Origin of the sequence: Enterobacter cloacae complex sp. SHL021, assembly GCF_049237765.1 — a bacterium.
GTDB lineage: Bacteria > Pseudomonadota > Gammaproteobacteria > Enterobacterales > Enterobacteriaceae > Enterobacter > Enterobacter cloacae.
The window spans coordinates 55,326-76,337 of the sequence record NZ_JBMKJG010000017.1; the positions used below are offsets into that span (position 1 = coordinate 55,326).

18 protein-coding genes are annotated in these 21,012 nt (G+C 56.9%); 8 read left to right on the forward strand and 10 right to left on the reverse strand.

Annotated features, from left to right (window positions below):
- Positions 1-112: 112 nt before the first annotated feature.
- The 5 genes from rhaB (at position 113) to rhaM (ending at position 5,291) form a co-directional block, all read left to right on the forward strand.
- Entirely contained in the window at positions 113-1,582 is a 1,470-nt protein-coding gene (rhaB, locus tag ACOTZF_RS17245) for a rhamnulokinase (protein ID WP_129252944.1), read from the forward strand.
- Positions 1,579-2,838, forward strand: coding sequence for an L-rhamnose isomerase (rhaA, locus tag ACOTZF_RS17250; protein WP_129252942.1), 1,260 nt, complete (start codon positions 1,579-1,581; stop codon positions 2,836-2,838). Before rhaB ends, rhaA begins: the two co-directional genes overlap by 4 nt.
- 116 nt (positions 2,839-2,954) lie before the next feature.
- The gene (gene rhaD, locus ACOTZF_RS17255) at positions 2,955-3,785 is read left to right on the forward strand and encodes a rhamnulose-1-phosphate aldolase (RefSeq protein ID WP_129252940.1); all 831 of its coding nucleotides are present in this window, start codon (positions 2,955-2,957) and stop codon (positions 3,783-3,785) included.
- A 46-nt stretch (positions 3,786-3,831) separates the two neighbouring features.
- The gene (gene fucO / locus ACOTZF_RS17260) at positions 3,832-4,980 is read left to right on the forward strand and encodes a lactaldehyde reductase (RefSeq protein WP_095908398.1); all 1,149 of its coding nucleotides are present in this window, start codon (positions 3,832-3,834) and stop codon (positions 4,978-4,980) included.
- Positions 4,977-5,291: an L-rhamnose mutarotase gene (gene rhaM, locus ACOTZF_RS17265; RefSeq protein WP_013099341.1), complete on the forward strand. Its 315-nt coding sequence runs from the start codon at positions 4,977-4,979 to the stop codon at positions 5,289-5,291. The genes fucO and rhaM overlap by 4 nt, the downstream gene beginning before the upstream one ends.
- On the opposite strand, the gene ACOTZF_RS17270 is transcribed toward rhaM, so the two are convergent.
- The 4 genes from ACOTZF_RS17270 to ACOTZF_RS17285 form a co-directional block, all read right to left on the reverse strand.
- Positions 5,279-6,556 carry an MFS transporter gene (locus ACOTZF_RS17270; RefSeq protein ID WP_129252938.1) on the reverse strand — a complete coding sequence of 426 codons (1,278 nt, stop codon included), beginning with the start codon at positions 6,554-6,556 and terminating at the stop codon, positions 5,279-5,281. The two genes, rhaM and ACOTZF_RS17270, sit on opposite strands and share 13 nt — an antisense overlap.
- 44 nt (positions 6,557-6,600) lie before the next feature.
- A complete protein-coding gene (locus tag ACOTZF_RS17275) occupies positions 6,601-8,724 on the reverse strand; it encodes an alpha-galactosidase (RefSeq protein ID WP_129252936.1) in 2,124 nt (707 codons plus the stop codon).
- Between the two features lie 104 nt (positions 8,725-8,828).
- The gene (locus tag ACOTZF_RS17280; protein ID WP_257625402.1) at positions 8,829-9,923 is read right to left on the reverse strand and encodes a LacI family DNA-binding transcriptional regulator; all 1,095 of its coding nucleotides are present in this window, start codon (positions 9,921-9,923) and stop codon (positions 8,829-8,831) included.
- Complete coding sequence (locus ACOTZF_RS17285; RefSeq protein WP_013099345.1) at positions 9,842-10,390, reverse strand: helix-turn-helix domain-containing protein; 549 nt, start codon at positions 10,388-10,390, stop codon at positions 9,842-9,844. Before ACOTZF_RS17285 ends, ACOTZF_RS17280 begins: the two co-directional genes overlap by 82 nt.
- A gap of 101 nt (positions 10,391-10,491) precedes the next feature.
- Here ACOTZF_RS17285 and ACOTZF_RS17290 point away from each other — a divergent pair, with 101 nt between their 5' ends.
- Both ACOTZF_RS17290 and ACOTZF_RS17295 read left to right on the forward strand, forming a co-directional pair.
- Entirely contained in the window at positions 10,492-11,151 is a 660-nt protein-coding gene (locus ACOTZF_RS17290; RefSeq protein ID WP_013099346.1) for an AzlC family ABC transporter permease, read from the forward strand.
- Complete coding sequence (locus ACOTZF_RS17295) at positions 11,151-11,474, forward strand: AzlD domain-containing protein (RefSeq protein WP_058660924.1); 324 nt, start codon at positions 11,151-11,153, stop codon at positions 11,472-11,474. The genes ACOTZF_RS17290 and ACOTZF_RS17295 overlap by 1 nt, the downstream gene beginning before the upstream one ends.
- A gap of 39 nt (positions 11,475-11,513) precedes the next feature.
- On the opposite strand, the gene ACOTZF_RS17300 is transcribed toward ACOTZF_RS17295, so the two are convergent.
- The 6 genes from ACOTZF_RS17300 to fdhD form a co-directional block, all read right to left on the reverse strand.
- Entirely contained in the window at positions 11,514-12,104 is a 591-nt protein-coding gene (locus ACOTZF_RS17300; protein ID WP_045901596.1) for a hypothetical protein, read from the reverse strand.
- On the reverse strand, positions 12,095-14,524 hold the full coding sequence (locus ACOTZF_RS17305) for a fimbrial biogenesis outer membrane usher protein (protein ID WP_129252934.1): 2,430 nt from the start codon (positions 14,522-14,524) through the stop codon (positions 12,095-12,097). Before ACOTZF_RS17305 ends, ACOTZF_RS17300 begins: the two co-directional genes overlap by 10 nt.
- Before the next feature lie 20 nt (positions 14,525-14,544).
- Complete coding sequence (locus tag ACOTZF_RS17310; RefSeq protein ID WP_029882347.1) at positions 14,545-15,228, reverse strand: fimbria/pilus chaperone family protein; 684 nt, start codon at positions 15,226-15,228, stop codon at positions 14,545-14,547.
- A 74-nt stretch (positions 15,229-15,302) separates the two neighbouring features.
- Positions 15,303-16,001, reverse strand: coding sequence for a DUF1120 domain-containing protein (locus tag ACOTZF_RS17315; protein ID WP_013099351.1), 699 nt, complete (start codon positions 15,999-16,001; stop codon positions 15,303-15,305).
- A gap of 406 nt (positions 16,002-16,407) precedes the next feature.
- A complete protein-coding gene (locus ACOTZF_RS17320; RefSeq protein WP_013099352.1) occupies positions 16,408-16,620 on the reverse strand; it encodes a DUF1471 domain-containing protein in 213 nt (70 codons plus the stop codon).
- Positions 16,621-16,734: 114 nt separating this feature from the next.
- Positions 16,735-17,571, reverse strand: coding sequence for a formate dehydrogenase accessory sulfurtransferase FdhD (gene fdhD, locus ACOTZF_RS17325; protein WP_029882350.1), 837 nt, complete (start codon positions 17,569-17,571; stop codon positions 16,735-16,737).
- Positions 17,572-17,954: 383 nt separating this feature from the next.
- Here fdhD and fdnG point away from each other — a divergent pair, with 383 nt between their 5' ends.
- A complete protein-coding gene (fdnG, locus tag ACOTZF_RS17330; RefSeq protein WP_086527976.1) occupies positions 17,955-21,005 on the forward strand; it encodes a formate dehydrogenase-N subunit alpha in 3,051 nt (1,016 codons plus the stop codon).
- The last annotated feature ends 7 nt before the right edge of the window (positions 21,006-21,012 follow it).

The window sequence follows — 21,012 nt, forward strand, 5'->3', positions numbered from 1 at the left end:
CGTTCATCTTTGCTTTCTTGCCAGCGCGAGATTCGGGCTGTCAGTGACGAGAAGGTGGTCTTTTCTTCCCTTTTTTACACTCAACACCAATGACTTAAGAAGGGACCTGACCATGACTTTTCGCCATTGTGTGGCTGTCGATTTAGGCGCATCCAGCGGCCGCGTAATGCTCGCCACCTGGGACTGCGGCAAGCGCACACTTACGCTTCGCGAAATGCACCGTTTCGCCAACTGCCTGCAAAAACAGGACGGTTTTGATACCTGGGATATTGATGCCCTGGAAGCGGAGATCCGCACCGGGCTGAACAACGTCTGCAACGACGGCATTCGCATCGACAGCATTGGCATTGATACCTGGGGGGTGGACTACGTTCTGCTCGACAGCCATGGCGACCGCGTCGGCCTGCCCGTCTCGTATCGCGACAGCCGCACCGACGGGCTGATGGCACAGGCCATCGCGCAGATTGGCAAGGACAACATCTATGGCCGCAGCGGCATTCAGTTTCTGTCCTTTAACACGCTGTATCAGCTGCGCGCGCTGGTTGAGCAGCAGCCGGAGCTGGTCAAAAAGGTGGCGCACGCGCTGCTGATCCCGGATTACTTAAGTTACCGGCTGACCGGCAACATGAACTGGGAATACACCAACGCCACCACCACGCAGCTGGTCAACATCAACACCGACAGCTGGGATGAAACCCTGCTGGCCTGGACCGGCGCTTCGCCTTCCTGGTTCGGCACGCCGACCCATCCGGGTAACGTAATCGGTTACTGGATTTGCCCGCAGGGGAATGAAATCCCGGTGGTCGCCGTCGCCAGTCACGACACCGCCAGCGCGGTGATTGCATCTCCGTTGGCCGGTAAAGACGCGGCCTATCTCTCTTCCGGCACCTGGTCGCTGATGGGCTTTGAGAGCAAAACGCCGTACACCAGCGACGCCGCAATGGCAGCAAACATCACTAACGAAGGCGGTGCCGAAGGCCGCTACCGCGTGCTGAAGAACATCATGGGGCTCTGGCTGCTCCAGAGGATGCTGAAAGAGCAACACATTGCCGACCTGCCTGCGCTTATCGCAGAGACCGAAAAGCTGAAGGCCTGTACGTTCCTGATCAACCCGAACGACGACCGCTTTATTAACCCGGTGCATATGAGCGCCGAAATCCAGGCCGCCTGTTTCGAAGCCGGTCAGCCGGTGCCTTCCCGTCCTGCCGAGCTGGCGCGCTGCATTTTTGACAGCCTGGCCCTGCTCTACGCGGATGTTCTGAGCGAGCTGGCGAGCCTTCGCGGCAAACCGTTCAGCCAGCTGCATATCGTGGGCGGCGGCTGCCAGAACCAGCTGCTGAACCAGCTCTGCGCCGATGCCTGCGGCATCACCGTGGTGGCGGGTCCGGTGGAGGCCTCAACGCTCGGCAACATCGGTATTCAACTGATGACTCTGGACGAACTTTCAGACGTCGACGAATTCCGTTCGGTGGTCACCGCGAATACCCGCCTGACCACCTTCACCCCTAATCCCTGCCATGAAATTGCCCGCTACCGGGCGCAGTTTCAGCAAAAACGACTGACTAAGGAGCTTTGCGCATGATCACTCAACTTGAACAAGCCTGGGACCTGGCTAAACAGCGTTTCGCCGCCGTCGGCGTGGATGTCGACGCGGCGCTGCGCCAGCTCGACCGTCTGCCTGTCTCCATGCACTGCTGGCAGGGCGATGACGTCGCCGGCTTCGAGAACCCGGGCGGTTCTCTGACGGGTGGTATTCAGGCGACGGGTAACTACCCGGGCAAAGCGCGCAACGCCACCGAACTGCGTGCGGATCTGGAACTGGCGCTGAGCCTGATCCCGGGGCCAAAACGCCTGAACCTGCACGCGATCTATCTGGAGTCCGACGAGCCGGTGGCGCGTAACGAGATCAAACCGGAGCACTTTAAAAACTGGGTGGAATGGGCCAAAGCCAACAAACTGGGTCTGGACTTTAACCCGTCCTGCTTCTCGCACCCGCTGAGCGCAGACGGGTTTACCCTTGCACATGCCAACGACGACATCCGTCAGTTCTGGATCGACCATGTTAAAGCCTGCCGCCGCGTCTCGGCCTGGTTTGGCGAGCAGCTTGGCACGCCGTCGGTGATGAACATCTGGATCCCGGACGGTATGAAAGACATCACCGTCGACCGTCTCGCCCCGCGTCAGCGCCTGCTGGCCGCGCTGGATGAGGCCATCAGCGAAAAACTCAACCCGGCGCACCACATCGACGCGGTGGAGAGCAAGCTGTTCGGCATTGGCGCGGAGAGCTATACCGTCGGCTCGAACGAGTTCTACATGGGTTACGCCACCAGCCGCCAGACCGCGTTGTGCCTGGACGCCGGTCACTTCCACCCCACAGAAGTGATCTCCGACAAAATCTCCGCCGCCATACTCTTCGTGCCGCGCCTGCTGCTGCACGTCAGCCGTCCGGTGCGCTGGGACAGCGACCACGTGGTGCTGCTGGATGACGAAACCCAGGCGATTGCCAGCGAAATCATCCGTCATGACCTGTTTGACCGCGTGCACATTGGCCTCGACTTCTTCGATGCCTCTATCAACCGCATCGCGGCATGGGTGATCGGCACCCGCAATATGAAAAAAGCCCTGCTGCGCGCGCTGCTGGAGCCAACCGCAGCGCTGAAACAGCTGGAAGCAAACGGTGACTACACCGCGCGCCTGGCGCTACTGGAAGAGCAGAAATCCCTGCCGTGGCAGGCCGTGTGGGAGATGTACTGCCAGCGTAACGACACACCAGCAGGCAGCCAGTGGCTGGAAAACGTGCGGGCGTATGAGAAAGACGTGTTAAGTCAGCGCGGGTAATTTTGCCCTCACCCTAACCCTCTCCCACAGGGAGAGGGAACTTTTACCCCCTCTCCCTGTGGGAGAGGGCTGGGGTGAGGGATTTCACCTCACCGCGATAACTGGAAAAGAAAACTATGCAGACCATCACCACCTCCTGGTTCGTCCAGGGCATGATCAAAGCCACCTCCGATGCCTGGCTGAAGGGCTGGGACGAGCGTAACGGCGGCAACCTGACGCTGCGCCTGGACGACGCAGATATCGAACCCTACACCGCCGATTTCCACCAGAAGCCGCGCTATATTGCCCTGAGCCAGCCCATGCCGCTGCTCGCCAATACGCCGTTTATCGTCACCGGTTCCGGCAAGTTCTTCCGTAACGTCCAGCTCGATCCAGAGGCCAACCTTGGCGTGGTGAAAGTGGACAGCGACGGCGCGGGCTACCACATCCTGTGGGGCCTGACCGATGAGGCGGTACCCACCTCTGAACTGCCGGCGCACTTCCTCTCGCACTGCGAGCGCATTAAGGCGACTGACGGCAAAGACCGCGTGATCATGCACTGCCACGCCACCAACCTGATCGCCCTGACCTACGTGCTGGAAAACAGCTCTGACTTCATCACCCGCAAGCTGTGGGAAGGCAGCACCGAGTGTCTGGTGGTCTTCCCGGACGGGGTCGGCATTCTGCCGTGGATGGTACCGGGCACCGACGAAATCGGCCAGGCAACCGCCAAAGATATGCAAAAACATTCGCTGGTGCTGTGGCCGTTCCACGGCGTCTTCGGCAGCGGCCCGACGCTTGATGAAACCTTCGGCCTGATCGACACCGCCGAGAAATCCGCTGAAGTGCTGGTAAAGGTTTATTCCATGGGCGGTATGAAGCAAACCATTACCCGCGAAGAACTTATTGCGCTCGGCAAGCGCTTCGGCGTAACCCCGCTCCGTTCAGCGCTGGAAATATATGCATAAACCCTCGCTGACCGAACGGTCCGGGCGATAGTTAAGGAGAATTATCATGAGCTTTATGTTGGCACTGCCAAAAATCAGCCTGCACGGCGCGGGCGCTATTGGCGACATGGTCAGGCTGGTGGCGAACAAACGGTGGGGCAAAGCGCTGATTGTCACCGACGGCCAGCTGGTGAAACTGGGCCTGCTGGACAGTCTGTTTACCGCGCTGGATGCGCACCAGATGTCATATCAGCTGTTTGACGGAGTCTTTCCCAACCCAACGGAGGCGCTGGTGCAAAAAGGCTATGCAGCATACCGGGACGCGGAATGTGATTATCTTATCGCCTTCGGCGGCGGCAGCCCGATTGATACCGCCAAAGCGATTAAAATCCTCACCGCCAATCCGGGTCCGTCCACCGATTATTCCGGCGTCGGCAAGGTGAAAAACCCGGGCGTGCCGCTGGTGGCGATCAACACCACCGCAGGCACGGCGGCGGAGATGACCAGCAACGCGGTGATTATTGACTCCGCGCGTCAGGTGAAAGAGGTGATCATCGACCCGAACATCATTCCGGATATCGCCGTGGATGATGCCAGCGTGATGCTGGATATTCCTGCGTCCGTCACTGCCGCAACGGGAATGGATGCGTTAACGCACGCCATTGAAGCCTATGTGTCCGTTGGCGCGCACCCGCTGACCGATGCCAACGCGCTGGAGGCGATTCGCCTGATAAACTTCTGGCTGCCCAAAGCGGTCGACGACGGTCATAACCTGGAAGCACGCGAGCAGATGGCGTTTGGTCAGTATCTGGCGGGCATGGCGTTTAACAGTGCTGGCCTCGGCCTCGTGCATGCCCTGGCGCACCAGCCGGGCGCGACGCACAATCTGCCGCACGGCGTGTGTAACGCCATCCTGCTGCCGATCGTTGAAAACTTTAACCGCCCGAACGCCGTAGCACGGTTTGCTCGCGTGGCGCAGGCGATGGGCGTCGACACGCGCGGCATGAGCGACGAAGCGGCCAGTCTGTCAGCGATTCAGGCGATTCGCGACCTGAGCGCCCGCGTCGGCATTCCGTCCGGCTTCAGCCAGCTTGGTGTCACCAAAGCCGATATCGAAGGCTGGCTGGATAAAGCCCTCGCCGACCCGTGCGCGCCATGCAACCCGCGCACCGCCAGCCGCGACGAGGTGCGCGAGCTGTATCTGGAGGCATTATGATCCGCAAAGCCTTTGTGATGCAGGTAAACCCGGACGCGCACGAGGAGTACGCGCGTCGCCACAACCCCATCTGGCCCGAACTGGAAGCGGTGCTGAAGGACCACGGCGCGCACCACTACGCCATTTATCTCGACCGGGAACGTAACCTGCTGTTTGCCACCGTAGAGATTGAATCGGAGGAGCGCTGGAACGCGGTCGCGAATACCGACGTCTGCCAGCGCTGGTGGAAACACATGCGTGATGTAATGCCGTCGAACCCGGACAATAGCCCGGTGAGTACCGGGCTGGAAGAGGTGTTTTATCTGGACTGACTGGTTAACGCTGCCGCGCCCGCGGCAGCGGCTATCTCCTGCCTGCTGCTCAGCGTAAACGCCGACACCACCGTAATTGCCAGCACGAAGCAGCCCAGCATCAGATACGTCTCCTGGAAGCCGATCCGGTCATACATATTTCCGGCAAAGGCGGAGAGGAAAATGGCCGCTGACTGTTTGGCAAACTGGAAGCCAATCAGATAGATAGTGGCCGAGAGTCGCGTATCAAACACGCCGGTGATGTACTTGAATGCCCCCACCAGCAGGAACGGGACTTCCAGGGCGTGCAGCATTTTCAGGGCGATGACCTCCACGGCGGTGGTGGCAAACGACGAGCCGATGATGCGCGTCGCCATAATCAACCCGGCGATCAGCAGCGTATTTTTCGCCCCAATACGGTTAATGATCCACGGCGAGCAGAACATGATGATGGCGTTACAGATCTCCCCCGCCGTCGTCGCGAAACCAAAGGCGCGAGTGCCCTCCTGCGGCGTGGCGAAGAAGGTTTTGAAGAAGGTGGCGAACTGCTGATCAAAAACGTCATAGACGCAGGCCACGCCAATCACGTACAGAATAAACATCCACATTCTGCGCTGACGGAACAGGTTAAAGACCGTTTTCGCGGTGATCTGCGGCAGGTTGGCCCCCAGGGCATTCATCACCTGTACCGTCTGATTGGGCTTCGGCTTTGCGACCACCAGCAGCAGCATCAGCAACAGCGCCGCCGCCGATCCCATCCAGAAAACGTATGACGGATCGATACCAAACAGGATGCCCCCCGTTGAGGCGCACAGCCCCCAGCCAAGGCAGCCGAACATGCGCGCCTTGCCATATTCAAAGGCGCTGTTGCGGCTCACGCGTTCGATATAGGCCTCAATCGCCCCGGACCCGGCCGAGAAAACAAAGCCGATATACAGCCCGCCGCTCAGCGCACCCAGCCAGATGTTGGTTTTCAGCAGCGGCGCGAAGACGTACAGGAAGAAAGGCGCGAACAGAAACAGCAGTACAGAGATAATCCACAGCAGATGCTTTTTCAGCCCCAGCTTGTCCGAAATCACCCCCAGCACCGGCTGGAAGGCGATAGCCGACAGCGAAATGCAGGAGAAAACAATGCCGGTATGGGTTTTGTTCAGGCCGATGATGTCCGACAGCCAGATAGGCAGGAACGGAAAGCAGGTGGCCATGATGAAGAAGTAGAGAAAGAAGAACAGCCCGAAGATCCAGAAGTTAGGGTTGTCTTTGTGGGTACAGGTTGTTGTGTTCATTATTTTTATCCTCAACGGAGGGCCAGTTTCCCGGCCCGTCACCCTTACACGCGTTCCACACCAATCAGAATGGCGGTTTCCGGATCGAGAATCGGCAGCGCAATACCCGCCTGCATCAGCCACTCACCGTTCACCGTTTGCGGTGTCTCCATCCATGCCGGCAGCTTGCGCATGGTGTGCCCGCCCTCTCCCGTAATCTGAATATTCGGGTGATCGAGCAGCGAGATACGGTACTGCGCGCTGGCCTCCAGCCCCGGCATGCGCAGCGGCATCATCAGGGTATAATCCGGCATCGCGAGCTGGCTGACGATAAACAGCCCCTGCGACTTATCTTCGCTCACGATCCCCTGCGCCAGCGTGGTGGCGTCCGGCATATCCACGCGCCATTGGGTGCCGTGGTGGATCACCTCGCGCCACTGCTTGTGCAGCGCAGCGTAATGGCGATAACCTTCGCGCTCTTTCTCATCGACGGTGAGCGGATCCAGCTCCAGCCCCATATGGCCAAACAGCGCCGTCAGGCCGCGGAAGGCAATGCTGTGCTGGCGGAACGTCGCGTGGCATTTATGATGACCGATATGCGCGCCCATCACCTCCGGCGGGAAGAAGTAGCTCATGCCGCGCTGAATAGCGTTGCGCTCCAGCGCGTCGTTGTTGTCGGACGCCCAGAAGCGATGGCTGCGAGTCAGCACCTCGTAATCGATTCGTCCGCCACCGGAGGAGCAGGATTCAAATTCAATATGCGGGAAACGCTCGCCCAGCACATCTAAAAGTCGATAAAACTGGCGGGTCTGCGCGTCGGCGGCGGCTCTGCCGTTATGGCCAGGCTGCACCAGCTCGCGGTTCATATCCCATTTCACATAATCAACCGCATGCTCGCCCAGCAGCCAGCTCATGCGCTCCACCAGGTAATCAAACGCTTGCGGAATGTTCAGGTTGAGCACCAGCTGATGTCGTCCGGTCGCCTGCGCGTAACCCGGCAACGCCAGAACCCAGTCGGGGTGCGCGCGGTAGAGATCGGAATCCGGGTTGATCATCTCCGGTTCAATCCAGATGCCGAACTCCATGCCGAGGTTTTTGACATGGTCGATCACTGGCCGCAGGCCGTTCGGGTATTTATTCTCATCCAGATACCAGTCGCCCAGCGCAGCATGGTCGTCGTTGCGCCCTTTAAACCAGCCGTCGTCGATGATAAAGCGTTCCACACCCAGCGCGGCCGCCTCGTCAGCCATACGCATGATGTAGTTCGGATCATGGTTGAAGTAGATCCCCTCCCAGGTGTTGAGATGGACCGGACGCGGTTTGTTTTCCGGGAAACGGATGATGTTGTCGCGCAGGTAGCGGTGAAACTGCTGGCTCATCCCGTTCAGCCCGTGCGCGGAGTAGCTCGCATAAAGGCGTGGCGTCCAGAGCGTTTGTCCCTCTTCCAGCGCCATCTCTCCTGGCAGGTAGAGCGCTTCCGCTTGCAGATAGCGACGGCCATCGGTTTTGGCTTCAGCGCGAAGGCGATGGTTGCCGCTCCAGCCCAGATGCACACCCCAGACATCGCCGTGCATTTCGCTGAACGACGGCGTGCCTGAAATGAGCGCCGGGAAGTGTTCGTGAGACGTTCTACCCCGGCGGTTCTCAATCACAAAGCTGTCATGCTCCAGCATGACGCGGTGCGGCTGGAATTCACGGATCCAGCGGCCATGAAACGCCATCACCTCCCAGGCGCGCTCCGCCACGGGCAGCGTGACGGCAAAACGGTCCACCTGCCACGCCTGCGATTTCAGGTTGGTTACGCCGTGCCGCACGACCAGCACGCCGCTGGCGTCCAGCGCCAGCACGCTGGTCAGGCGCAGGCCCGCGTGTTCATCTTCTGCCGTTATCGTCAGGGTTTGTCCCTGCTGCTGCACGTCGGTGGTGCTGAAAACCGGGGAACCATCCAGCCCCTGCCGGTGCCCCTCAATGCCAGGTGAACCAAACAGGCCGTATCCAGGTTCAGCCATCAGCGTAACCGGGGAATCCACATCGAGCCTGCCGTTAGCCACCGGGCGTTCGAGCGTAGCGGCATCCTGCGGCCAAAAGTGCTGAAGGTGCGGCCCCCAGTAGAGAATTTCGGCAAACGGGTGCGTTTTTATCACCACGTCCACCGTGTTGCTTACGAGTCGAAATAGGGAATCTTGCATCAGACATCTCCAGTCATCGGGATGTCCTGAGTGTTGATCCGAAACGTTTCGGATACAAACCAAAACGTTTCGGATCTGTGATCGGGTTTGGAATTTTGCGTGGTTTACGCCGTCTGGCCTGGGGAGAATTCCGGCTGCCAGAGCACCTGAAGAGTGTCGATGTCGTCGCCATTAATCAACTGGCGCACCATATCGGCAATCTGCTTCCCGACGCCCTGACGGGTAGACTGGATCACCGCCGCCACGTCGATATCGACGATGCTGTCCTGGGGCAAACCGTCGTAGACCACCAGCGATACGGCATTCTCGCCGGTTAGACGGCCAAGCTGTGCCAGCGCCATTGCCGCACCGTCGCCGTGGGTGTTGCAGTCGGTGATGATGGCCGTGGGGGGTTGCGGCAGAGAGAGCAGCTCTTTTGTTGTGGCGTAGCCGACCCGGCGGGAAGGCGGCATGGCGCGCAGCCACTCGCTGGACAGCCCGGCTTCACGCAGCGCATCCAGATACCCCTGGCGACGCTGGGTGATGAACGCCTGGTTGTTACTTTCGCCGAGCAAAGCAATACGCTGATGGCCTTTTTCGATCAGCCAGCGGGTGGCCTGATACGTACCGGCGTAGTTGTCAAAATCAAACCACGCGTAGGGCTGCGGCAGCTGACTGCGTCCGAGAGCCAGAAAGGGGAATCCGGCAGCCTGAAGCTGCTCCAGGCGCGGATCGTGATCCAGCGTGTGCGCCACAATCAGCGCATCCACGCGACGGCTTTGCACCATGCGCATATAGCTGTGTTTATCGGCCAGATCGTCATCGGCAATCAGCAGGAGATCGATTTCATGTCGCGCCAGTTCGTGGCTAATTTCGCCGACCATGTCCATAAATACGCTATTATTGAGCGGAACAGGATGTACCGGGAAAACCAGCCCCACCGCGTCGATCTTGCCCATCTTCAGACGACGGGCAAAGGTATTGGGCCGATAGCCGCGTCGCTGGGCTTCCGCTTCCACGCGGGCGCGCGTCTCGCTGGAGACGTCGTCATATCCGTTGAGGGCACGACTGACGGTGGTAACCGAAAGCCCCAGTTCTTTGGCGATAGCTTTAAGCGACATGCGTTTCCGTTTCCTGGTTAATTTTGTTCCGCCACCAGTAGCGCGTAGGTGTCTGGCTCCAGGGCCTTGAAGATATGCGGCTCGTCGGCGGGATAGCAAATGTAATCCCCTGCCTCCAGCACCTCCGCGGCATCAAGCAGACCGACCAGCGCCCGGCCCTGGGTCACAATAATATGCTCAACCGACCCCGGTGAATGGGGCTGGGAAATACGATCGGCACCTGGCTGGGTGATGAGCAGGTAGACATCGCGCCGTGCGCCCGGGGGGCATGCCGCCAGCAGAATGGCTTCGTAATTGGCCTGCCCGGCGACCACTTTTGTGCCTTCACCGCGGCGGATCACCTGCGTGGTCGGCTGCTGCGGCTCCAGCAACCGTGCAAAGGGAATATCCAGCGCCACACATAGCGACCACAGCGTCTCAAGGCTGGGATTGCCATTGCCGGACTCCAGCTGCGAAAGTGTGGATTTGGCGATACCGGCACGGCGGGCAATTTCCGCCAGTGAAAGTCCGGTTCGCAGGCGTTCTCGCACCAGACTTTTGGCGATCACGCTGATTGGCTGCGTCATAAACGGCCTCTTGTTCTATAAATCGAACGATTCGTTCATCTTGTAAACCGAATCTGATCCGTTCATTATAATGGATACACGTTCGATATGGCTAAAATTGTATGAAACGTTCTCTCTCTTGCCTGAAAGGCGACACCATCAAAGCAATTATCCTCGTTTGCCTCGCCGTTGGCGTGGTGGGGATGTCATACGGCTCGCTGGCGATGGCCTACGGTTTCCCGCTATGGGTACCGTTTGTACTGTCTATTACCGTGCTGGCGGGGGCCTCGGAGTTTATGTTTATCGGTATCGTGGCGAGCGGGGGTAACCCACTGGCGGCGGCCGCGGCCGGGCTGCTGGTGAACGCCCGCCATGTGCCGTTTGGCGTTACGGTGCGCGAGCTGGTGGGTAAACGCGGTTTAAGCTTTTTGGGCTGCCACATCATGAACGACGAAAGCGTGGTGTTTGGGCTGTCGCAAAAAACCCCGGAGCAGCGCAAAACGGCCTACTGGCTGTGCGGCCTGGGCGTTGCCATTCTCTGGCCGCTGGGTACCCTGCTGGGTGCCATGGTCGGAAAACTGTTGCCGGCCCCGGAAACCATCGGGCTGGACGCGGTATTTCCGGCCATTTTGCTGGCCTTAGTGGTTCCGGCGTTTAAAAACCGCACCACGCTTATCCGCGCCTGCAGCGGCGCCGCCCTGTCGCTGGCCGCCGTACCGTTCGCTCCGGTGGGCTTACCGGTACTGCTCTCTTTACTCGGTCTCGCCGCGAGGAAAAAATAATGGAAAACATGACCCTCTTTATCCTCGGTATCGCCATTCTGTCAGCAGGGACCTATCTGATGCGTCTTGGCGGGGCGAAACTGGGTAGCCGACTGGCGCTGTCCGAGCGATCTCAGGCGCTGCTGTCGGATGCGGCAACGGTGTTGCTGTTTTCCGTGGCGCTGGCGACCACCTTCTATGAAGGGGAACATTTCGCCGGGATGGCGCGGGTGCTGGGCGTGGCGTTTGCGGTGTTTCTGGCCTGGCGAAAAATGCCGTTAATTGTGGTGATCGTGGTGGCGGCGGTCGTTACGGCGCTGCTGCGTCTGGCGGGCATGGCATAAAAAAGCCCGACAGCACGCGTCCGTCGGGCAAGGCGGCGTTTACTGCGCCGCGAGGGTAACGTAATTCACCGTCAGCATTTCTTCGAGTTCCGCCGTGTTGCCGGTCCTGAACGCGTTATCGTTGAGATAAGTGACCACCGAGAGCGTAACGACCAGCTGTTTTCCCGCCACCTCGCTGCCGTTCACCGCCACAAGCGACGTATCCGGTGGCAGCGTAACCTCCGCTGCACCCGCGGTGACCTGCGCCGCGCCGCGCGGCACGGCCGCCAGCTGCACGGCACCATTATCCATGCGGGCCTCTTTCGCCGTGATTTTCAGCACCCCGTTGTCGCTAAAGCGATACGCTTTATTTCCACGGGCCGGGCCGTCCACCTGCAGACGGATCTTGCGCGCGTCCGGGCAGATCACCGACACCTGGATCTCACGTTCTGACGAGGCATAACCCCGGTACGTTTTTCCGGCAATATCCGTGCTGACCTCGCGCATCGCCTCCCGACGTAGCAGACCATTATTGATACTCTTTACTGACGAAACCACCTGACACTCTTCTTCTGCCAGGACGAAGGGAGCATGGCTGAGGGCGACGCAGGCCAGCAGCAGTAAGCACGTGCGATGAATAATCAGAGACATTTTCCGTTTATCTCCTCGTAGAATTGAGTGGGATCCGCTTCCGGCAAGGTGAAACTCAGCGTGCAACGGCCAGTATCCTGCTTCGCATACAGCGTCTGGCTGGCGGAAATATCATTTAGGAAAATGATGCCGTCTTCCGGTGCAGAGGTGATGTACTCCCCTTTCCCGTTCACGACAGAGACGCCTTTCGGTAACGGCGTACCGTCCGCGCGCGTAATGTTCAGCAGCACGCGGCGCTGGCTCAGCGTGGTGAACTTCCAGTGAGCAAATGCTCCGTGGGAGGCCTTCAGCGACGCATGACCGTTGCTGACGTCCACATTGCCCGGCAGGCTTTGGGTATCTATTTCAACCGTACTTTCGCTGAACGGTGTCAGGGCGGGCACAACCGCTCTGCCCCATTTGTCCGTCCAGACATTACCGCGCGGGGTACCTATCGCCACCCCGGCAACGGGCTTGTCCAGCGCCACTACCGCATAGGTATCTGTTACCGGATAAGGTGAGAAGGTGACGCCATCACCGTGCGCGACAATGCCGCCGCTCAGCGCGATCGAGGAGTTACGGTTACTTTCATTGTCACCGCCAATCCCCAACGCGAGCGTGGTGTAGTGCAGGTTACTGTTCAGCGAACCATCCCAGTTGGTTACGCTGTCATCGTGATCCTGAGAGACGCCCACCGTGTAGGTGTTTTCATCGTTAAATGACCCCATGGCGCGGGTCCCGTAAGAGGCTTTGCCCTCGTTTTCACGGTACCAGCTGTTGGTGGACACGCCGGTGCGGCCCAGCGGCACAGAGACGTTCACATAAAACATATCGCTGTCGCTGGTGTACTTATCACCGTGGCTGATGTCTGATTCCCAGTTTACGCTGACGTTAAAATAGCGGAACGACCGCGACCATGACGAAATGATGCGGCGGCTGTCGTATTCGCTGTTCCAGGTCTGGTTGTTGTAATAGCTCAGAGAGAAACGGCCCAGCGTCGGGTTCGACCAGCTCACGCCAACGTTGGTGTCGTATTTCGTGGTCGAGTAGTCATCGTCATCGCTGTATAACTCCTGCATTTCACGATACTTCGGCGTACCGTAGCTCCCGCCAAGGGACAGGCCGAGCCCCCACGGTAAGGCGTAGCCGAGATCCAGCGTGGTTTTGTTACCGTCGGTTTGCGAGAGGTTATCAATGGAGCCGAGAAAACCCAGCGAGGCATACATATGCTGCATCGGCACGGTGTCAATGTTGGCGGAGAAACCGTAATAGTGGTTATCTGCCATCACCATGCCGGCGAGAAAGTTCATCCGGTTATTAATGGACCAGCCGTTTGATGCGGCGACAATCCACGGCTGCGTAAAGTTTGTCTCCATGTCCTCTGCACGCCCGACGGCCAGTGAAAACCCCGGCGCGCGGCCCACGTGGTTGCTACGGAAGGTGCTGGCGGAAACCGTAAAATGGCTTTCGCTGCCGTCGGTTTCTGTCACCGTGACCTTTAAATCCGTGTTCAGGTTAGCAACCGGCACATCGCTTAAGGTGAACGGCCCGGCTGGCACCAGCGTGGAGAAGATCAGCTGTCCACCCTGGCGAATGTCCACGCGCGCCTGGGCGTTGCGGGCAATACCGCTTACCTCAATACCGCTGCTGTAGCCCGGCAGGAGAGCGTTATCCGGCATCATCTGTACGCCATAGATCCCGGGGATACTGAAGCGGCTGTTGGCGATGTTAATTTGCCCGCCCTGCACCATCACGCCGTAGTCGGTAAAGGTGCGTTGTGCGTAGGTGTAGAGCGAGTCGCTCTCGAACGACATGTCGCTGCCGTCGCTGATAAACTGCGAACTGCGCACAATCCAGTCGCCTGCGTTAAAGCCAAATTCAAACGAAGACTGAAAACGATCGGACTTATCATCATCAAAGTCGTAATGGGTGCCAAACATGGAGTAGTTCAGCATAGCCGCGCGTCCGCCACGCACGTCAGCCACCTGGCGGCCACTTTCCGGGTTAATGGCCTCCGGCGGAACAACCAGTGAAATTTCGTCTACGTCTGGAGAAGTGACGACCGTTGCGTTTTTCCAGTACTGGTGAATTGAAGGGCACGTTTCACGCTTGAGTTTTTTATATAACCCGACGGCGTCCAGAAATTCCCCATCAATACACGGAAGACCTTCATCATTAAATTTCACGGGCATAATGCCGCGCTTTTTGCCGTTAATAAGCACGGTGACATTATGGTAACCCGGCATGAATCGCGGGGCGACGGCATAATAGTCAGCAATAGCCGGATCGAGGCCATTCTCTTTTAACGCCTGGGTATCGAAAAACGCTCTTGCCAGCTCCATAGCGGGCACTGCCGTTGGCAGAATTTCTGCACGAATTCCGAATGCCACCGCGCTCAGGCAAAATGCCAGCGCACCTGTTTTACAGGGGGAAATTTTCATGGCCACTCCGTCGGGTATTATTATTTTACTTCAGCAACGTAAGAACTGGCTTTATAGCCAAAGCGGGTAGCAGGATATATTTCTACCTTGTTATTCTGCCCGGATATTTTGTTTTCTGACGTCGCTATCATCGTCTGGCCGGGAAGAATATAGCTTTTGTCAAATTTGACCTTAATTCGTGACGGTAATAATGTGGCGTTTTGCTCCATACGCACCACATAAGGCGTATCGTTTACCACCGTCAGGTTGCCATTTTTAATCTGCCAGCGCAGATCTTTCCACGGCTCCATATTCACGTCGAGACCCGCCGGGTGAATAATGACCGGGAGATTCTGGCTGAACACCATTTTCACTTTATTCTGCTCTCGTTGCGGAATAGTGGAAAAAATGACGCGTTTTAAGTGTTCTGTTTTTAATTTTTCCGCGCTGTCTTTTAAGACAAAGCGGACACGCTGCGTTTTACCGGCATTTACACGCACCACCGGTTGAGTAACAATAACACCGGGTGTGGGATCATCCGGTAAATCGACAATACGGGTATAAAGAAGCTGGGCGGTATCGTCGCTATTTTTCACATCCATGCTCGCTCCCCGCTCGTCTTCGTTAATCAACAGCAGGGAAGTATCTGGCACCATACCGGCGGCAAATGTCTGCAACGACGAAAGCAGGCAAACGCAGAGCAACGTTTTTTTAGAGAGAATCATAATATTAGTCCGTTAATATTGATGGAAACTGCTCCCCTAATCAGAGGAGCAGTGAATTATCAGCACTGTGATAATCAGAGGTAAACCAGCTCAACGTTGGTTAAACCGTCCAGCGTCACTTCATCCGTGACGTTTAAATCGTTGGTTGGGTTGATTGTGGCGCTCACAGCAACCTTAAAGTTGATCTTGCTTTCTGCAGAAGGCGCGCCACTCGTTTTATCTGAAGCAAAGGCATAAATTTCAGAATTGTCACTGTAAATTTGCATATAGTCGGCGCCTCTAACAACCCAGCCTTTTCCACCATCTATACTCGCCAATGGATAAAGCGGGTCCCCATTACTGTTAGTGTTTGCACCTTGAGTACGGAATAACGCTAATGCATAGGCACCAATTTTTTTATCGTTATACATTCCCAGACCAAACACAGTAGATGGCGAACCGGTAAAGCCATTACCCATTACGACTTTTTCAGTGGGTGAAGAGTCATCACGCGAATCGGTAAACTTCACAGCAACACGCGTGGCTTCTTCACAGGTAATGGCAACAGGAATTTCTTTCATTTCCGTCAGCGGGGTCATGCTGGTCGAGTTGAGTGAGGCAACCTTCATGGTACCAAAGTCAGCCACACCGCCACCGCTTGGGAAGGCTGGAGTGCATGAGGATGGAAGGATTTTACCTGTTACTTTAATATCAATGCTTTGTGCAGCCATAGCTGTATTAACCGACATGGCTAACGCTGTAACCAGCATTCCTTTTTTGATCAATGCGTTCATTCAATTTCCTTATTAAGGTGAAATACAAAAGAAAGCCAAATGCCAACATTTGGCCGAGGGTATCGATAAGCAATATTAATTGCCGGAAAATACCAGCATCAATAACCGCTATCAATTGTCTGACCCATCTTTAGGATTTAGACCTGAGGAATTCCTTAACTATTAAGATCAATTATTTGGAATATGAATGTAAATAGCGCCAGCGGCTTAAAAGCATTGAAGGGAATTATGTTATCGACAGTCTTATCAGACAAATTATTTAAGAGGGTTATTTAACGATAAGCGTTAAACAGGAATAACAATTGAGAAGAGGGGGGGAAGTATCGCCTTTGCAAGCGAGAAGCAGGATGGCTTTATGTTTACACCTGTCCCCGCTCCGAAGAGCAAGGGACAGTGGCAACACAACTTATTTGTTCAGTTCCGCGGTCATATGTACGCGGTTACCAGAGAATGCCTGAGTAATTTTGTAAGAGGACGCGCCCGCTTCCTGAGCCTGAGCAGCGATTTTCGCTTCTGCGCCATCCAGCGTGGAGGCGGAAGCGGTGACAGTCTGAGCAGCGAAAGAACCGAATGAAGCAGCCAGAGCGATTACAGCGACAAAAGTTTTGATGCTTTTCATGATATAAACCCTTTCGTTAAGTTGTTTTGGTAAGGCACCGTGCCTTGATGAGATAAATACTAGACCTCATAACCGACAACTAAAAGCGGAAGGATTTGCTATTATTATTCAAAATTACTGATCAACAATTAAACGCTGAGGATGCGTGTAAACGGTAGCCCTTCCCGGTTTGCAGAAGCCGACCAGCGTCAGGTTACAACGCTCTGCCACCTCTACCGCCAGCGTCGTCGCCGCCGATACCGCAAACAGGATTTCGACGCCGCACATTGCAGACTTTTGCACCATCTCGTAGCTGGCGCGGCTGGAAACCAGCGCTGCGCCGTGCTGCCAGAGATCGCTCTCCCGCGCCCGACGCCCCATCAGTTTATCCAGTGCCACGTGACGTCCCACGTCTTCATGCCCACCGGCGATCTCGCCTGATGGCAGAACCCATGCCGCCGCATGCGTACAGCCGCTCAACTGACCGATGGGCTGCACGTCGTTGAGGTGGGCAAGCGCGTGGTCGAGGTTGGCCAGATTGAAGGTCTGCGTAAAGGGCAGCGGCGCGACAGGTTTGCCGATATCGTTCAGTTGCTCAACGCCACAGACGCCGCACCCTGTTCGCCCGGCCAACGCGCGACGACGCTCCTTCAGCCCCATAAAGCGACGACTGGAGAGTTCGATCTGCACTTCCAGACCGTTGCAGGCCTGAACCACATCCATGCCGTAAATGTCCTGCGGATGCGCAATGATGCCTTCCGAGAGCGAAAACCCGATGGCGAACAGTTCAAGATCTTTTGGCGACGCCATCATCACAACGTGCGAGATGCCGTTGTACACCAGGGCGACGGGAACTTCTTCCGCCAGAAAATCGGGCGTGGCGTGGGTAATGTGAGGGGGTCGATGTACCGACAGCTCCACAATGCCTGCTGGCAGCGGTGACGAGTGGGTAGCACGGTTTTGTTTAGACACAACGGTTTTCCTGAACAACCACGGAGGTGAGCCTGCTATTGCAGCATAAACCACAGGCCTTACGCATAGTATGGATCAACTTTTCAGCACCAAACCGCCTCAAGTTTACCTACTCATTCTGGAGAGGTGCAACCGGCGCCATGCTACACCCCTGTAACATGCGGGGTTAATAATGTGATTGATATCACACTTTATAATCAACACGGTGATAATACGTTCACTTTGTATTAACGCCATTGGAACAGGCGTACCGACATTGTGGTATTCTGGTGATATCCCCCGGAGAAATGAGGGATTAACGCAAATTTTTCTCCTTTGCGGTCATTATTCAACCGCGAAGTCAAAACTACATATGTAAGCAATGTCGAAACAAGGAGTGACCCATGCAGGTCAGCAGAAGGCAGTTCTTTAAGATCTGCGCTGGCGGTATGGCAGGCACCACGGCAGCGGCACTGGGCTTTGCGCCTGGCGTAGCGCTGGCGGAAACGCGGCAGTATAAACTGCTGCGCACCCGTGAAACCCGTAATACCTGTACGTACTGCTCTGTCGGTTGCGGGCTGTTAATGTATAGCCTCGGCGACGGTGCTAAAAACGCCAAAGCGTCTATCTTCCACATCGAAGGCGACCCGGACCACCCGGTCAACCGCGGCGCGCTGTGCCCGAAAGGGGCCGGTCTGGTGGACTTTATCCACTCCGAAAGCCGTCTGAAATTCCCGGAATATCGCGCGCCTGGCTCTGATAAATGGCAGCAAATCAGCTGGGAAGAAGCATTTGACCGCATCGCTAAACTGATTAAAGAAGACCGCGATGCCAACTTTATTGCGAAGAACGCCGACGGCGTGACGGTCAACCGCTGGCTCTCCACCGGGATGCTGTGTGCATCGGCTTCCAGTAACGAAACCGGCTATTTAACTCAGAAATTCACGCGCGCACTCGGTATGCTCGCGGTCGACAACCAGGCGCGTGTCTGACACGGACCAACGGTAGCAAGTCTTGCTCCAACATTTGGTCGCGGTGCGATGACCAACCACTGGGTCGACATCAAGAACGCCAACCTCATTGTGGTGATGGGCGGTAACGCCGCTGAAGCGCACCCTGTCGGGTTCCGCTGGGCGATGGAAGCCAAAATCCACAACGGTGCGAAACTGATTGTGATCGATCCCCGCTTTACGCGTACAGCGTCAGTGGCGGATTTCTACACCCCTATTCGTTCAGGTACTGACATCACTTTCCTGTCAGGCGTATTGCTGTACCTGATGACTAACGAAAAATACAACCGCGAATACACCGAAGCCTATACCAACGCCAGCCTGATCGTGCGTGAGGATTACCACTTCGAAGATGGCCTGTTCAGCGGCTACGACGCCGAAAAACGCAAGTACGACAAAACCAGCTGGAACTACGAGCTGGACGAGAACGGCTTTGCGAAGCGCGACACCACCCTGCAACACCCGCGCTGCGTGTGGAACCTGCTGAAAGAGCACGTTTCTCGCTATACGCCGGACGTTGTTGAGAACATCTGTGGTACGCCAAAGGCTGACTTCCTGAAGGTCTGCGAGCTTATCGCCGAAACCAGTGCGAAAGACAAAACCGCGTCGTTCCTGTATGCCCTCGGCTGGACGCAACACTCCATTGGTGCGCAGAACATCCGTACCATGGCGATGGTTCAGCTGCTGCTCGGCAACATGGGGATGGCAGGCGGCGGCGTGAACGCCCTGCGCGGTCACTCCAACATTCAGGGTCTGACCGACCTCGGCCTGCTGTCACAAAGCCTGACGGGTTATATGAACCTGCCAAGCGAGAAACAACCGGACCTGCAAACCTACCTGACGGCCAGCACGCCAAAACCGCTGCTTGAAGGCCAGGTGAACTACTGGGGCAACTATCCGAAGTTCTTCGTCTCGCTGATGAAAGCCTTCTACGGCGACAAAGCGACGGCGGAAAATAGCTGGGGCTTTGACTGGCTGCCGAAGTGGGACAAAGGTTACGACGTTCTGCAGTACTTCGAGATGATGCACCAGGGTCAGGTCAACGGCTACATTTGCCAGGGCTTTAACCCGGTCGCCTCGTTCCCGAACAAGAACAAGGTTGTCGAGTCGCTGTCGAAACTGAAGTTCCTGATTACCATCGACCCGCTCAACACCGAGACCTCTACCTTCTGGCAGAACCACGGTGAATCGAACGACGTCGATCCGTCAAAAATTCAGACCGAAGTGTTCCGTCTGCCATCAACCTGCTTCGCGGAAGAGAACGGTTCTATCGTCAACTCTGGCCGCTGGCTGCAGTGGCACTGGAAAGGTGCGGACGCCCCGGGCATCGCCATGAACGACGGCGAGATCCTGGCCGGTATCTTCTTACGCCTGCGTAAGATGTACGCGGCAGAAGGCGGCGCGAACCCGGAACCGGTTCTGAACATGACCTGGAACTACTCGACGCCGGAGAATCCATCCCCGGAAGAAGTGGCGATGGAGAGCAACGGTAAGGCGCTGGCGGACGTTATCGACCCGGCCACCGGTACCGTGCTGGCGAAGAAAGGCGATCAGCTCAGCACCTTCGCGCACCTGCGTGATGACGGCACCACCTCAAGCGGTTGCTGGATCTTTACCGGTAGCTGGACGCCGAAAGGCAACCAGATGGCCAACCGCGATAACGCTGACCCATCGGGCCTTGGCAATACGCTGGGCTGGGCATGGGCATGGCCGCTTAACCGCCGCATTCTCTATAACCGTGCCTCCGCTGACCCGCAGGGTAACCCGTGGGATCCGAAGCGTCAGCTTCTGAAATGGGACGGCGCGAAATGGGGCGGCGTGGATATTCCGGACTACAGCACTGCCGCACCAGGCAGCGATGTCGGGCCGTTTATCATGCAGCCTGAAGGGATGGGACGCCTGTTTGCCATCGATAAAATGGCGGAAGGGCCGTTCCCGGAACACTACGAGCCGTTTGAAACGCCGCTGGGTACTAACCCGCTGCACCCGAACGTGGTCTCTAACCCGGCTGCCCGTATCTTTAAAGGCGACTTTGAAGCGCTGGGTAAAAAAGACAAGTTCCCGTATGTGGGCACCACTTACCGTCTGACCGAGCACTTCCACTACTGGACCAAGCACGCGCTGCTTAACGCCATCGCGCAGCCGGAACAGTTTGTGGAGATCGGCGAGAAGCTGGCGAACAAGCTCGGCATTGCCCATGGCGATACCGTGAAGGTCTCCTCCAACCGTGGCTATATCAAGGCCAAGGCGGTAGTGACCAAGCGTATTCGCACGCTGAACGTTCACGGTCAGCAGGTGGATACCATCGGTATTCCGATTCACTGGGGTTATGAGGGCGTGGCGAAGAAAGGTTTCATTGCGAACACCCTGACGCCATTCGTCGGTGATGCGAACACGCAGACGCCGGAGTTTAAGGCCTTCCTCGTGAACGTGGAAAAGGTGTAACGGAGAC

What these genes read in the sequence shown, in the direction of transcription:
- rhaB (WP_129252944.1), top strand. Translation starts at nt 113, where the DNA reads ATGACTTTTCGCCATTGTGTGGCTGTCGATTTAGGCGCATCCAGCGGC.
- rhaA (WP_129252942.1), top strand. Translation starts at nt 1,579, where the DNA reads ATGATCACTCAACTTGAACAAGCCTGGGACCTGGCTAAACAGCGTTTC.
- rhaD (WP_129252940.1), top strand. Translation starts at nt 2,955, where the DNA reads ATGCAGACCATCACCACCTCCTGGTTCGTCCAGGGCATGATCAAAGCC.
- fucO (WP_095908398.1), top strand. Translation starts at nt 3,832, where the DNA reads ATGAGCTTTATGTTGGCACTGCCAAAAATCAGCCTGCACGGCGCGGGC.
- rhaM (WP_013099341.1), top strand. Translation starts at nt 4,977, where the DNA reads ATGATCCGCAAAGCCTTTGTGATGCAGGTAAACCCGGACGCGCACGAG.
- ACOTZF_RS17270 (WP_129252938.1), bottom strand. Translation starts at nt 6,556, where the DNA reads ATGAACACAACAACCTGTACCCACAAAGACAACCCTAACTTCTGGATC.
- ACOTZF_RS17275 (WP_129252936.1), bottom strand. Translation starts at nt 8,724, where the DNA reads ATGCAAGATTCCCTATTTCGACTCGTAAGCAACACGGTGGACGTGGTG.
- ACOTZF_RS17285 (WP_013099345.1), bottom strand. Translation starts at nt 10,390, where the DNA reads ATGACGCAGCCAATCAGCGTGATCGCCAAAAGTCTGGTGCGAGAACGC.
- ACOTZF_RS17290 (WP_013099346.1), top strand. Translation starts at nt 10,492, where the DNA reads ATGAAACGTTCTCTCTCTTGCCTGAAAGGCGACACCATCAAAGCAATT.
- ACOTZF_RS17295 (WP_058660924.1), top strand. Translation starts at nt 11,151, where the DNA reads ATGGAAAACATGACCCTCTTTATCCTCGGTATCGCCATTCTGTCAGCA.
- ACOTZF_RS17300 (WP_045901596.1), bottom strand. Translation starts at nt 12,104, where the DNA reads ATGTCTCTGATTATTCATCGCACGTGCTTACTGCTGCTGGCCTGCGTC.
- ACOTZF_RS17305 (WP_129252934.1), bottom strand. Translation starts at nt 14,524, where the DNA reads ATGAAAATTTCCCCCTGTAAAACAGGTGCGCTGGCATTTTGCCTGAGC.
- ACOTZF_RS17310 (WP_029882347.1), bottom strand. Translation starts at nt 15,228, where the DNA reads ATGATTCTCTCTAAAAAAACGTTGCTCTGCGTTTGCCTGCTTTCGTCG.
- ACOTZF_RS17315 (WP_013099351.1), bottom strand. Translation starts at nt 16,001, where the DNA reads ATGAACGCATTGATCAAAAAAGGAATGCTGGTTACAGCGTTAGCCATG.
- ACOTZF_RS17320 (WP_013099352.1), bottom strand. Translation starts at nt 16,620, where the DNA reads ATGAAAAGCATCAAAACTTTTGTCGCTGTAATCGCTCTGGCTGCTTCA.